This window comes from Microbacterium sp. BH-3-3-3 (assembly GCF_007679045.1).
Taxonomy (GTDB): Bacteria; Actinomycetota; Actinomycetes; order Actinomycetales; family Microbacteriaceae; genus Microbacterium; species Microbacterium algihabitans.
In genome coordinates, this window is record NZ_VEFS01000001.1 from 1,586,450 (window position 1) to 1,599,609 (window position 13,160).

Consider the following 13,160-nt stretch of genomic DNA (forward strand, 5'->3'; position numbering starts at 1 on the left):
CGATCGACCGCGTTCGCGACGGGAGAACGCTCCCACGGCCGGAGGGGTCGCCGATGTCGGAGGTCGGTGCCAGGCTGTAGTCCGCGGTCATCGCGACCGCGTCGATCTCTCGGAGGGCCTCGTGCTCGGCAAACTCCTCATCCGTTACCTCTCGCGCTATCGCTGGCTGCTGGTCGCCATCCTCGTCTTCCAGGCCGCGTCCGCGGTCGCGACGCTGTACCTGCCGCGTCTGAACGCCGACATCATCAACCTCGGCGTCGCCCAGGGCGACACCGGCTTCATCTGGTCGCGCGGCGGGCTCATGCTCGTCATCTCGCTCGGGCAGATCGTGGCATCCGTGATCGCAACGTATTTCGCCGCGCGGGCGGCGATGGCCGCCGGCCGCGACATCCGCCTCGATGTCTTCGAGCGCGTCAGCGGCTTCTCCGAGCGCGAGCTGTCGCAGTTCGGCGCGGGGTCGCTGATCACCCGCAACACCAACGACGTGCAGCAGGTGCAGATGCTCGCGATGATGGGCGCCACCATGCTCGTCAGCGCCCCGCTGCTGGCCATCGGCGGCATCATCATGGCGCTGCAGCAAGACGTCGGACTCAGCTGGCTCATCGCGGTGGCCGTGCCCGTGCTGGTCATCGCCGCCGGCCTCATCATCGCGCGCATGGTCCCGTTGTTCCGCAGCTACCAGACCAAGCTCGACGGCGTGAACCGCGTCATGCGCGAGCAGCTCACCGGCGTGCGCGTCGTGCGCGCCTTCGTGCGCGAGCGCATCGAAGAAGAGCGCTTCCGAGAGGCCAACACCGACATCCTCGTCGTCGGTCGCAAGGTTGGCTCGCTCTTCGTGCTGCTGTTCCCCCTCGCGATGCTCGTGCTCAACGTCACCGTGGTGGGCGTCATCTGGTTCGGGGGCATCCAGGTCGACGCCGGCGGGGTCGAGATCGGCACCCTGTTCGCCTTCATCCAGTACGTCGCGCAGATCCTCGGCGGCGTGCTGATGGCCAGCTTCATGACGGTGATGATTCCTCGCGCCGCGGTCTCGGCCGAACGCATCGGCGAGGTGCTCGACAGCCGCTCGACTCTCGAGCGTCCGGCGAACCCCGTCGAGCGCCTGCCCGAACCGGGTGCGGTCGAGTTCGACGACGTCGCCTTCGCCTATCCGGGCGCCGAGTCGCCGGTCGTCTCGGGTATCAGCTTCACGGCGCGCCCCGGCGAGACCGTCGCGATCGTCGGCTCGACCGGCGCCGGCAAGACGACCCTCGTCTCGCTCATCCCGCGGCTGTTCGACGTGACCTCCGGCGCCGTGCGCGTCGGCGGAGTCGACGTTCGCGAGGCCGACCTCGACGTGCTGTGGAAGAGCATCGGTCTCGTACCGCAGCGTCCGTTCCTGTTCAGCGGCACGGTGGCATCCAACCTGCGTTTCGGTCGCGAAGAGGCCACCGACGACGAGCTGTGGCACGCCCTCGAGATCGCGCAGGGTCGCGACTTCGTCGAAGCGATGGACGGAAAGCTCGAGGGGCGCATCGCCCAGGGCGGAACGAACGTCTCGGGCGGCCAGCGCCAGCGCCTCGCCATCGCGCGGGCGATCGTCCACCGGCCGGCCGTGCTGGTCTTCGACGACTCGTTCTCGGCGCTCGACCTGAGCACCGACGCTCGATTGCGACAAGCCCTGTGGCGCGAGCTCCCCGAGGTGACGAAGATCGTCGTCGCGCAGCGCGTGTCGACCATCACGGGCGCCGACCGCATCATGGTGCTCGAAGACGGCCGCATGGCCGGCCTCGGCACGCACGACGAGCTGCTGGCCACCAGCGCCACCTACCGCGAGATCGTCGAGTCGCAGCTGGGGGTCGAGGCATGAGCACCGCAGACGCCCTCACCGAAGAAGAACGCGCCGAGCTCGAGCTCGCCGAACAGGCGCGCCTGAACTCCGGCAGCTGGGACAGCGTCGCGCCCGGCAAGGCCTCGAACTTCGGGCCGAGCTTTCGACGCCTCATCGGCCTCCTCCGGCCGTACGCCGCCGCTTTCGTGTTCGTGTCGATCCTCGGCGCGATCGGCGTCGTGCTCGCCGTGCTCGCTCCTCGCGTGCTCGGAGACGCGACCAACATCATCTTCGAAGGCGTGGTCTCGAGGGGACTCGCTCAGCAGTTCCCCGCCGGCACCTCGCAGGCCGAGGTCGTCGACGCCCTGCAGGCCGCGGGGCAGAACGACATCGCCAACATCGTCGGCGCGATGGGCAACTTCTCCGTCGGCGCCGGCGTCGACTTCGACGCCCTGCGCGTCGTGATCGTGACGGTGCTCGCGATCTACGTCGGCTCGTCGCTGCTGTCGTGGATCCAGGGCTACGTCATCAACGTCATCATGGTCCGCACCATGTGGCGCCTGCGCGAAGACGTCGAGGCCAAGATCAACCGTCTGCCCCTGTCGTACTTCGACCGCGTGCAGCGCGGAGAACTGATCTCCCGGGTCACCAACGACATCGACAACATCACGCAGACGATGCAGCAGTCGCTCTCCAGCGCGCTCACGTCGGTGCTCACCGTCGTCGGTGTGCTCATCATGATGTTCACGATCTCGTGGCAGCTCGCTCTCGTCGCCCTCGTCTCGCTGCCGCTCATGGCGGTGATCTTCGGCGTCATCGGACCGAAGTCGCAGAAGGCGTTCGGCGAGCAGTGGAAGAAGGTCGGCCGCCTCAACGCCCGCGTCGAGGAGTCGTTCTCGGGCCACGCGCTGGTCAAGGTCTACGGCCGCGAGAAGGACGCGCGCGAGAAGTTCGAGGCCGAGAACGAGGAGCTCTACCAGGCCAGCTTCAAGGCGCAGTTCCTCTCCGGCATGATCATGCCCGGCATGATGTTCGTCGGAAACCTCACGTACGTCGGCATCGCGGTGCTCGGTGGTCTCATGGTGGCCGGCGGCCAGATCCGCCTCGGCGACGTGCAGGCCTTCATCCAGTACTCGCAGCAGTTCACGCAGCCGCTGTCGCAGCTGGGTGGCATGGCCGCGGTGGTCCAATCGGGCACCGCCTCCGCCGAGCGGGTCTTCGCACTCCTCGACGCCGAAGAGCAGGAACCGGATGCCGATGACGCCCCGACCCACACCGAGGGTCGCGGGGTCATCGAGTTCCAGAACGTGCGGTTCTCGTACTCGCCCGACCGCCCGCTGATCACCGACCTGTCGTTCCGCGTCGAGCCCGGCCAGACGGTCGCGATCGTGGGACCCACCGGTGCCGGAAAGACGACGCTGGTGAACCTGATCATGCGGTTCTACGAGCTCGACGGCGGGCGCATCCTGCTCGACGGGCAGGACATCGCCGAACTGCGCCGCGACGACGTGCGCTCGCGCACCGGCATGGTGCTGCAAGACCCGTGGCTGTTCGCGGGGTCCATCCGCGACAACATCCGCTACGGGCGCGAGAGCGCGACCGACGACGAGATTGTCGAGGCCGCGGTCGCCACGCGCGTCGACCAGTTCGTGCACTCGCTGCCCGAGGGCTACGACACCGTGCTCGACGAAGACGCCGCCAACGTCTCCGCGGGTGAGAAGCAATTGATCACCATCGCGCGGGCGTTCGTCGCCCGGCCCTCGGTGCTGATCCTCGACGAGGCCACCTCGTCGGTCGACACCCGCACCGAGCTGCTGCTGCAGCAGGCGATGGCGGCGCTGCGCGAGGGACGCACCTCGTTCGTGATCGCGCACCGTCTGTCGACGATCCGCGACGCCGACCTCATCCTCGTGATGGAGCACGGCGACATCGTCGAGAAGGGCACGCACGACGAGCTCATCGCGGTCGAGGGCGCGTACTACCGCCTGTACCGCTCGCAGTTCGAGCAGGCGGCATCCGACCTCGATGCGGTCGAGGTCGAGGCGCAGCGCGCCGCCGACCCGCAGCACGCCCCGGCGAACGACGATGCCGTGGTGGTGTCGGCGATGGCGGTCGCGGCATCCGAGGTTCCGGCGGCCGCGGGTGTCGACGGCCCGCCGCGCCCGGCACAGGGCTCACCCCTGCCCGACCGACGCCTCGACGGCGAGGGCTGACCGCCCCGCCGCACAGCACGACCACGCCCGCTCGGCCCCGCGCCGGGCGGGCGTCGTCGTGCTCGGGCGCGCGGTGCCGCGGGGGCCGCCCTGTTGCCGCGGTCTCGGTTTGGGGCGGGATCTGCACGTTGGGGCGGGAATTGTCCGCCCCGAACGGCGGAATCCGCCCCAAACCGTGGTTGGACTCACCCCGCCGCACTGCGGCCACGCAGGTCTTCGCCGCGCCCCACCGCGCTGCGGCGTTGCCGCGGTCTCGGTTTGGGGCGGGATCTGCACGTTGGGGCGGGAATCGTCCGCCCCGAACGGCGGAATCCGCCCCAAACCGGGGCTGGGTCCCGACTCTGGCCTCGCCCGCCGACCCGCGCCGCCCCCTTCACCGACCCGCTGCTCCGACCTCCGCCCCCGCCGACCTACCCTGTGGACGGTCCCCGGGAGTGCGAAGGCCGCTCCGGTAGGGTGGACCGCGCATCACCCGTACCGTGCGACCCGTCCGCCGCATAGATAGGCCTCACCCCTCGTGACCACTCCTGCGACGCCCGCCGACACCCCCGCGCCCGCCGCCGATCGTCCTCTGCGCATCCTCATCGGTGCCGACACCTTCTCGCCGCACGTCAACGGCGCAGCGCGTTTCGCCGAGCGCCTCGCCGCCGGCCTCGTGGCCCGCGGTCACGACGTGCACGTCTCCGCGCCGAGCGTCGGGCACGGCAACGCCGGCACCGCGACCGAGGTGATCGAGGGCGAGAAGATGGTGATGCACCGTCTCCCGGCCTATCGCTTCCTTCCGCACGACTGGCTGACCTTCGTGCTGCCGTGGCGCGGCAAGCACTACGCCCGCGTCGTGCTCGACGAGGTCAAGCCCGACGTCGTGCACATCCAGTCGCACATCATCATCGGCCGTGGCCTCGCCCGCGAGGCGCGCAAGCGCGGCATCCCCGTCGTCGCGACGAACCACGTGATGGCCGAGAACATCCTCGACTTCACCACTCTCCCCGACTTCCTCGACCGCATCTTCGTCAAGCTCGCGTGGGCCGACGCCGAGCGCACCTTCAAGATGACACGCGCCGTGACGACTCCGACGCGCAAGGCCGCCGACTTCCTCGAGTCGACGATCGACATCTCGGGTGTGATCCCCATCTCGTGCGGCATCGATCGCTCGAACTATTCGCCCGACCTGACGCCGCGCGATGCGAACCGCATCCTCTTCGTCGGCCGCTTGACGACCGAGAAGCACATTGACGTCGTGCTGAAGGCCCTCTCGCAGCTCGACCCCGCGCTCGACGCGAGCTTCGACATCGTCGGCGGCGGCGACCAGCGCGCCAAGCTCGAGGCGCTCGCCCAGCAGCTCGGCGTGGCATCGCGGGTCACGTTCCACGGCCACGCGTCCGAAGAAGACCTGCGCGCGCTGTACTCGCGTGCCAGCGTCTTCGCCATCGCCTCGATCGCGGAACTGCAGTCGATCGCGACCATGGAGGCCATGGCATCCGGTCTGCCGATCGTCGCGGCCAATGCCGTGGCGCTCCCGCACCTCGTGCACGACGGGGAGAACGGTTACCTCTTCGAGCCGGGCGACGCCGACGAGCTCGCCGCACGTCTGACCGATGTGCTCACGGCCGCCCCGGAGGAGCGCACGCGCATGCAGCAGGCGTCGCTCGACGCGGTCGCCGTGCACGACATCACCCGCACGCTCGACACCTTCGAGGCGCTGTACCGCGGTCGACCCCTGCCGGAGTAAGCCCGTGCACGTCGTCATGTTCGCCGACCAGCACCTGGAGTCGCTCGGCGGCGCGCAGGTGTCGATGCGCCTGCAGAAGCGTTTCCTCGAGCGCGCCGGGCACGTCGTCACCGTCGTCGCCCCGCGTCTTGCGCGCCCGGGTGCGCACGATCCCGCGTACCTCGACCTCCCCTCGATCGCGATCACTCCCGATCGCGAGTACGCGCTCACCTGGCCGGGTGTCCGCACCGATCGGTTCCTGGATGCCGAGATGGGCGCGCGACTGCCGGTCGACGTCGTCCACGTGCAGGCCGACTTCTGGGGAGCCTTCATCGGGCACCGGTACGCGGCGCGGCACGCGCTGCCGGTGGTGCACACGATGCACAACCGCGTCGACGTGGGGATCGAGGCGACGGCTCCGTTCCCCGGCCTCGTGATGCGCGCACTGAACGCCTGGGCGCGACGGGCCCTGCCGCGGGCGGCGTCGGGGCGCACAGCGCAGAATCCGACCTCTTCGGCCCGCTCGCGGACGGACGGGTGGGCGTTCCTCCACCAGCTCGCGCGCCTGTCGCGAGCGGTGACCGCCCCCTCCGGCCACTTCGCCCGCCGTCTCGAGCGCCACGGCGTCGCCTCGCGCGTCGACGTGATCTGGAACGGCATCGACGACGACGTGCTCGACGCCGCCCTCGCCGCCGGGCCCGCCGTGCGCGCCGAGGGGCGTCCGCGCTTCATCTGGCTCGGGCGCATGAGCCCCGAGAAGCGACTGCTCCCCTTCCTCGAGGCGGTCGTGGCGTCGGGCATCGACGCCGAGGTCGAGGTCGTCGGCGGGGGTGCCGAACTCGGCAAGGCGACGCGTCTCATCGAGCGCGCCGCGCCGCGGGCGACCGTGACCTTCGCCGGGCGCCTGTCGTACCCCGAGACCCTCGCCCGCCTGGCCGCCGCCGATGCGGTGGTGCAGACCTCGATCGGCTTCGAGACGCAGGGGATGACCGTCTTCGAGGCGGCCTCGCTCGGAACCCCGGCGGTCGTCAGCGACCCCGACATCGCCGCCGAGCTGGGGTCGGGAACGTGGACGGTGGCGGATGCCACGACCGCGGCCCTCGCCGAGGCGCTGGCCCGCGCGGCGTCCGACATCACCGCCGGCACCCCCGTCGTGCCGGATCCGTCGATCGCCGAGCGCTTCCGCCAGTCGTCGCGTACGGGTGCGATGGTCGCGGTGTACGAGCGGGCGGTCGCGGCCGGCCGCTGACCCGCGCCGACGCACGCGGCGCCCGGGCGTCGGACCGATGGCGGATGCCGTCGGGCCTCAGTCGGCGCGCACGACGCGCAGCGGGGCCGTGGTCGGCGATGCCACGGCGCGCTTCACCGCGGGCTCCGTGGCGACCGGGTCCGCGGCGCGGGCGGGGCGTTCCGCGCGGGAGGCGCGTGAGGGGTCGGTGGGGATGCGGCCGTAGCCGTCGGTTCGCACGACCCACACGGTCGCGACGATGCCGATGAGGGACAGGATGCCGAGAGCGATGAGATATGCCATGGCAGAAAAGCTACGTCTAGAGGAATTGCGCCCGCGAGTGGCATGATGGACGCAGTTCGTAAGATTCCTGCCACACCGGAGGTGCGCATGCGCTCGGTCGCCGTCGTCGTCCAGCCGGGGTTCGCCCCGTTCGAATTCGGTCTTGCCTGCGAGGCGTTCGGCCTCGACCGCAGCGATGACGGCATCCCGAACTTCGACTTCCGCATCGTCGCACCCGACCCCGGCGTCGTGCCCTCGAACATCGGCTTCTCGATCAACGTCGAGCACGGTCTCGAGGCAGCGGCGGGCGTCGACATCCTCGTCCTGGCCCCGATCCCGCGGTCGCAATGGGAGGCCGTCGACGAACGGGTGATCGAGGTGGTGCGCGCCGCCCATGCCCGTGGCTCATGGCTGTTGAGCGTGTGCAGCGGATCGTTCGTGATCGCGGCATCAGGAGTGCTCGATGGCAAACGGGCCACCACGCACTGGCGCTACGCCGACACGATGGCGCGCATGTATCCCGAGATCGAGGTCGATCCCGACGTGCTCTACGTGCAGTCCGGCAACATCATCACGAGCGCCGGCACCGCCGCGGGCCTCGACGCGTGCCTGCACCTGCTGCGGCAGGAGCTCGGTTCCGAGCTCGCCAACCGCATCGCCCGCCGCATGGTCGTCGCCCCCCAGCGCGACGGGGGACAGGCGCAGTTCATCGCGTCGCCCATCCCGATCGACACGTCTCTCTCGCTCGCCCCGGTGACCGAGTGGATGCTGCAGAACCTCGATGCCGAGCTCTCGGTCGACCGGCTCGCCGCTCGCGCCCACATGTCGCCGCGGACCTTCGCGCGCCGGTTCAAGGCCGACCTCGGCGCGACGCCGGCGGCCTGGCTCGCTCGCCAGCGCCTTCTGCACGCGCAGCGTCTGCTTGAAGAGACCGACCTCGGTCTCGACCGCATCGCGGCGGAGTGCGGCTTCGGTTCGGCGGCGGTGCTGCGGCAGAACTTCGCCCGAACGATGGGACTGACCCCGACCGCCTATCGGGCGCGCTTCTCGTGCAGTGGAGAACGCGCGGTGTCGCCGGAGGCCGTCCCGGCCTGAGCCCTGCCGTGCGGGAGCAGGGCGGCGGGGTATCGCGGGTGACCGGCGGGCCACCGCCCTTCTGCATGGGGTGGAACGCCGGTGGCCCGCCGGCGTCAGTTGTATCCGAGGATCACGCTCGACTCGCTCTCCCCCTCGAAGGAGGTGTCGGCGGCGATAGTGCGACTGTCGGATTCATCCACCCCTCGAGCGTGCACCGCGAGCGGAGCGCGTTCAGCGATCCTGACGGAACGCACACAGCCGCGGCGTCGCGCGCGACAGCTGTTCCGTCGTATCCGGCGTCATCTCGGCATCCATTGCCCTCCGCCCGCCGCACTGCTAAACTTGAGTCAACGCAACTCAAGTTTGCGAACAGACTTCCAGGAGACCACATGAACGCCACGCAACAGCCGGGGCAGGAGGACGCGCGTAGCGCCCTCGAGCAATTCGGCATCAACCTCACCGACCGGGCTCGCCAGGGCAAGCTCGACCCCGTGATCGGGCGCGACGGCGAGATCCGCCGCGTCAGCCAGGTGCTCACCCGGCGCACCAAGAACAACCCCGTGCTCATCGGCGAACCCGGCGTCGGCAAGACCGCCGTCGTCGAGGGCCTCGCCCAGCGCATCGTCGCGGGCGACGTCGCCGAGAGCCTCAAGAACAAAGAACTCGTCTCGCTCGACATCTCGGCGCTCGTCGCCGGCGCGATGTACCGCGGCCAGTTCGAAGAGCGCCTCAAGAGCGTCCTCAAAGAGATCACCGAGTCCGACGGACGCATCATCACGTTCATCGACGAGCTGCACGTGCTCATGGGCGCGGGCGGCGGCGAGGGCTCGGTCGCGGCCTCGAACATGCTCAAGCCCATGCTCGCCCGCGGCGAGCTGCGGCTCATCGGCGCCACGACGCTCGACGAGTACCGCGAGTTCATCGAGAAGGACGCCGCGCTCGAGCGCCGCTTCCAGCAGGTGTACGTCGGCGAGCCCACGGTCGAAGACACGGTCGCGATCCTGCGCGGCCTCAAGGAGCGCTACGAGGCGCACCACAAGGTCGCGATCGCGGATGCCGCGCTGGTCGCTGCCGCCTCGCTCTCCAACCGGTACATCCCCTCGCGTCAGCTGCCCGACAAGGCGATCGACCTGATCGACGAAGCGGCCTCGCGCCTGCGCATGGAGATCGACTCGGCGCCCCTCGAGATCGACGAACTGCGTCGCCACGTCGACCGCCTCAAGCTCGAAGAGCTCGCGCTGAAGAAGGAGAAGGACGCCGCCTCGAAGGAGCGCCTCGCCACCCTGCGCGAGACCCTCGGCGCCGAACAGGCCAAGCTCGACGAGCTGCAGGCCCGGTGGGAGCGCGAGCGCGCCTCGCTCAACCGCGTGGGCGACCTGAAGACCCGCCTCGACGCCGCCCGCGTCGATGCCGAGCGCGCGCAGCGCGAGGGCAACCTCGAGCGCGCGTCGCGACTCCTCTACGCCGAGATCCCCGCTCTCGAGCGCGAGTTGATGACCGCCGAGCGCGAAGATGCTTCGACAGGCTCAGCAACCGGTGGGAGTCGAATGGTCAATGAACAGGTGACCGACGAAGACATCGCGGCCGTCATCGCGGCGTGGACGGGCATTCCGGTCGGACGCCTGCTGCAGGGCGAGACCGAGAAGCTGCTCAACCTCGAGCGCGAGCTCGGCAAGCGCCTGATCGGCCAGCGCGATGCGGTGAAGGCGGTGTCGGATGCCGTGCGGCGCTCCCGCGCGGGCATCAGCGACCCGCACCGACCGGTCGGTTCGTTCCTCTTCCTCGGTCCGACCGGTGTCGGCAAGACCGAGCTGGCGAAGTCGCTCGCCGACTTCCTCTTCGACGACGAGCACGCCATGGTGCGCATCGACATGTCGGAGTACGGCGAGAAGCACTCCGTCTCGCGCCTGGTGGGTGCCCCTCCGGGCTACATCGGCTATGAGCAGGGCGGTCAGTTGACCGAGGCCGTGCGCCGTCGGCCGTACTCGGTCGTGTTGCTCGACGAGGTCGAGAAGGCGCACCCCGAGGTGTTCGACGTGCTGCTGCAGGTCATGGACGACGGTCGCCTGACCGACGGTCAGGGCCGCACGGTCGATTTCACCAACGTCATCCTGGTGCTCACCTCGAACCTCGGCTCGCCGATCCTCATCGATCCGACCCTGTCGATGGACACGAAGCGCGACCAGGTGCAGGCGCTCGTGCGACAGGCGTTCAAGCCCGAGTTCGTGAACCGTCTCGACGACATCGTGATCTTTCAGGCGCTGAGCCAGGACGACCTCGCACAGATCGTCGAGCTCGCCGTCGACGCGCTGCACAAGCGGCTCCGCGAGCGCCGGCTGAGTCTCGCGGTCACCCCCGACGCCCGGTCGTGGCTGGCCGAGCGCGGATACGACCCGGTGTACGGCGCCCGTCCGCTGCGGCGTCTGATCCAGACCGAGATCCAGAACCGCCTGGCGATGGCGATCCTCGCCGGAACCGTGCGCGATGGAGACGTCGTGCGGGTCGACGTGGCCAGCGACGGCGACTCGCTCATGCTCGTGAGCACCGGCCCCGCAGAAGACGAGCCGAACGGCGACGACGTGATCGAGGCCGAGATCGTCGAGTAAGACGACAGAGGAGGGATGCCGTGGCGGCATCCCCCCTCTTCGTTCGTGCGAGCCTGTGACGTGCGGAGTCCGCAGCGCGAGGCATGCCGGATGCCGGGACTCAGGCGTCGACGAGCAGCGACTCCGCGACGGTGCGGCGCTCGCGGGGAGCGAGCTCGCGCTGACGCAGGCCCTCTTCGGCGGCGTCGATGTCGCCCAGCGCGCCGACCGCGATCACGGTCACGGGGGTGAAGCGGGGGTCGATGTCGAAGGCCGCGCGCAGGTCGTCGGCAACGAATCCGCCCATCTGGTGGGTGGCGAGGCCCTCGGCGTGCGCCTGCACGGTGAAGTGCGCGGCGGCCTGGCCGGCGTCGTAGAGAGCCCAGGGGCGAGCGTCTCCCTCGGCGGTCTCGTTCTCGGCGAGCACGACCAGCAGCGCACCGGCGGCGGGCGCCCACGCCTGGTTGAAGCCCATCAGGGCCGAGACGACCTTGGCGTGGGCCTCGCCGCCGCGGCGGGCGAGGATCATGCGCCAGGGCTGGTGGTTCATGCCCGTGGGGGTCCAGCGGGCCGCCTCGAGGGCGGAACGCAGTGCTTCTTCGTCGATCGGAGTCTCGGCGTCGAAGACGCGAGTGCTCCAGCGCTCGGCGAGCACGTCGAGGATCGGGGCGTCGGTGGGGGCGGTGCGGTCGAGAACGAGTGACATGGGTACTCCTGAGGAACGGGGACGATGCCGGGACTCCATTGACCCGCACCAGTGAACGCCCACGGGCCGCCGAGTGTTCCCGTGTGAAGTTATGCGTCGCCCATGAGTCCGCGCACGCGCGGCAGGGAGCGCCCGGATGGGGCTCACGGCATCCGCGTCACTTGCTCCACGACGTGGGACCTGCGGTGCCCGCGGGGTACTCGTCGAGCGGCACCTCGTTCGCGCGCCACGCGTCGATGACCGGCTGCACGATGCGCCAGCACTGCTCGGCCGCGTCGCCGCGGACCGCGAGCATCGCATCGCCGTCGAGGATGCCGGAGAGCACCTCGCCGTAGGCCTTGAGTGCGCCCTCGCCGAGGTCGGCCGCCAACGTCACGCGCTCCAGCTCGAGCGGGTCGTCGGCACCGTTGACGTTCAGGCCGAGGCTCATCGTGTCGGGCCCGAGAGAGAAGACCAACTCCGACGGCTCGCTCTCGCCGACGAAGCCTCCGGGCAGGTGCCGCACCGGCTTGAACGTCACGGTGATGGCGCGGTGGCCCGAGCTGAGCGCCTTGCCCGAACGCAGCGTGATCGGAACGCCCTGCCACCGGGCGTTGCGCACCTCGACCGTCATCTCGGCGAGCGTCTCGGTGCCGCGCGCCGCGTCGACCCCCGGTTCGTCGACGTAGGAGGGGAAGTGGCGATCGCCGACGTCGCCGGCGGTGTAGCGGGCGCGACGGGAGTTGTGCACGGGGTCGTCGTCTCGCACGTGGGTGGCGCGCAGCACCGCCGAGGTGGCGTCGCGCAGATCGAGTTGATTGAGGGATGCCGGGGGCTCCATCGTCACGAAGGCCATGACCTGCAGCAGGTGGCTCTGGATCATGTCGACGAGCGCGCCCGCGCCGTCGTAGTAGCCCGCGCGACCCTCGAGACCGAGGGGTTCGGGATAGTCGATCTCGACGGAGCCGATGTCGTCGGCCGACCACACGCTCTCGAGGAGGCGGTTCGCGAAGCGGGCCCCGAGGAGGTTGAGCACGGTCGAGCGACCGAGGAAGTGGTCGATGCGGAAGACCTGGTCTTCGGGGACGAGCTTCGCCAGCTGCTGGTTGAGCCGGTGCGCGCTCGCCTCGTCGGTGCCGAAGGGCTTCTCGAGCGCGAGCACCGTGCCCTCGGGGATCTTCACGTCGCTGAGCGCCAGGCAGGCCTTCTCGGCGATCGCCGGGGGAACGGCGAAGTAGAGGGCGGGGCGGCCCTCGGCGTCGTCGAGGAGCTTCTGCAGGTCGGCGGCCTGGGTGATGTCGGCCTGCGAATAGGTGGTCTGCGAGACCTGGTCGAAGGCCGCCGCGGCATCCGTCGTCTCGAATGACTTCTTCACCGCCTCGCGCCAGTGCTCGCCGGTCCAGTCGTCCATGCCGGCGCCGTGCAGGCGCACCGACCGGCCGGGTTCGCGCGTGAGCAGCTGGCCCAGGGCCGGCAGCAGCAGGCGAGACGTGAGGTCGCCCGAGGCGCCCAGGATGATCAGAGTCGTGTCCGCGGCCATGCCGTCACCGTAGCGCTGTCGTCCGACAC

Annotated in this window: 9 protein-coding genes; 6 read left to right on the forward strand and 3 right to left on the reverse strand. The window is 69.9% G+C overall.

What is annotated here, in order from left to right; all coding sequences use genetic code 11:
• Positions 1 to 121: 121 nt before the first annotated feature.
• The 4 genes from FS769_RS07455 to FS769_RS07470 all read left to right on the forward strand — a co-directional run bounded on the left by FS769_RS07455 (position 122) and on the right by FS769_RS07470 (position 6,983).
• Positions 122 to 1,849: an ABC transporter ATP-binding protein gene (locus FS769_RS07455; RefSeq protein WP_144831455.1), complete on the forward strand. Its 1,728-nt coding sequence runs from the start codon at positions 122 to 124 to the stop codon at positions 1,847 to 1,849.
• A complete protein-coding gene (locus FS769_RS07460; protein ID WP_260979715.1) occupies positions 1,846 to 4,023 on the forward strand; it encodes an ABC transporter ATP-binding protein in 2,178 nt (725 codons plus the stop codon). The genes FS769_RS07455 and FS769_RS07460 overlap by 4 nt, the downstream gene beginning before the upstream one ends.
• A 517-nt stretch (positions 4,024 to 4,540) precedes the next feature.
• Positions 4,541 to 5,755, forward strand: coding sequence for a glycosyltransferase (locus FS769_RS07465; RefSeq protein WP_144831458.1), 1,215 nt, complete (start codon positions 4,541 to 4,543; stop codon positions 5,753 to 5,755).
• Between the two features lie 4 nt (positions 5,756 to 5,759).
• The gene (locus FS769_RS07470; protein WP_144831461.1) at positions 5,760 to 6,983 is read left to right on the forward strand and encodes a glycosyltransferase; all 1,224 of its coding nucleotides are present in this window, start codon (positions 5,760 to 5,762) and stop codon (positions 6,981 to 6,983) included.
• Between the two features lie 57 nt (positions 6,984 to 7,040).
• On the opposite strand, the gene FS769_RS07475 is transcribed toward FS769_RS07470, so the two are convergent.
• The gene (locus tag FS769_RS07475; protein WP_144831464.1) at positions 7,041 to 7,265 is read right to left on the reverse strand and encodes a hypothetical protein; all 225 of its coding nucleotides are present in this window, start codon (positions 7,263 to 7,265) and stop codon (positions 7,041 to 7,043) included.
• Positions 7,266 to 7,352: 87 nt separating this feature from the next.
• On the opposite strand from FS769_RS07475, the gene FS769_RS07480 reads away from it, so the two are divergent.
• Both FS769_RS07480 and FS769_RS07485 read left to right on the forward strand, forming a co-directional pair.
• Positions 7,353 to 8,339: a GlxA family transcriptional regulator gene (locus FS769_RS07480; protein ID WP_144831465.1), complete on the forward strand. Its 987-nt coding sequence runs from the start codon at positions 7,353 to 7,355 to the stop codon at positions 8,337 to 8,339.
• A 371-nt stretch (positions 8,340 to 8,710) separates the two neighbouring features.
• A complete protein-coding gene (locus FS769_RS07485; protein ID WP_144831468.1) occupies positions 8,711 to 10,927 on the forward strand; it encodes an ATP-dependent Clp protease ATP-binding subunit in 2,217 nt (738 codons plus the stop codon).
• A gap of 100 nt (positions 10,928 to 11,027) precedes the next feature.
• Here the strand turns inward: FS769_RS07485 and FS769_RS07490 are convergent, their stop codons facing one another.
• Positions 11,028 to 11,612 (reverse strand): nitroreductase family protein, encoded by a 585-nt coding sequence (locus FS769_RS07490; RefSeq protein ID WP_144831470.1) that lies wholly within the window; start codon positions 11,610 to 11,612, stop codon positions 11,028 to 11,030.
• Positions 11,613 to 11,769: 157 nt separating this feature from the next.
• Complete coding sequence (locus FS769_RS07495) at positions 11,770 to 13,131, reverse strand: glucose-6-phosphate dehydrogenase (RefSeq protein ID WP_144831473.1); 1,362 nt, start codon at positions 13,129 to 13,131, stop codon at positions 11,770 to 11,772.
• Positions 13,132 to 13,160: the final 29 nt, after the last annotated feature.

Excerpts from the sequence above, each read along its gene's own strand:
- FS769_RS07460 (WP_260979715.1), top strand. The coding sequence starts at position 1,846 with ATGAGCACCGCAGACGCCCTCACCGAAGAAGAACGCGCCGAGCTCGAG.
- FS769_RS07475 (WP_144831464.1), bottom strand. The coding sequence starts at position 7,265 with ATGGCATATCTCATCGCTCTCGGCATCCTGTCCCTCATCGGCATCGTC.
- FS769_RS07480 (WP_144831465.1), top strand. The coding sequence starts at position 7,353 with ATGCGCTCGGTCGCCGTCGTCGTCCAGCCGGGGTTCGCCCCGTTCGAA.
- FS769_RS07485 (WP_144831468.1), top strand. The coding sequence starts at position 8,711 with ATGAACGCCACGCAACAGCCGGGGCAGGAGGACGCGCGTAGCGCCCTC.
- FS769_RS07490 (WP_144831470.1), bottom strand. The coding sequence starts at position 11,612 with ATGTCACTCGTTCTCGACCGCACCGCCCCCACCGACGCCCCGATCCTC.
- FS769_RS07495 (WP_144831473.1), bottom strand. The coding sequence starts at position 13,131 with ATGGCCGCGGACACGACTCTGATCATCCTGGGCGCCTCGGGCGACCTC.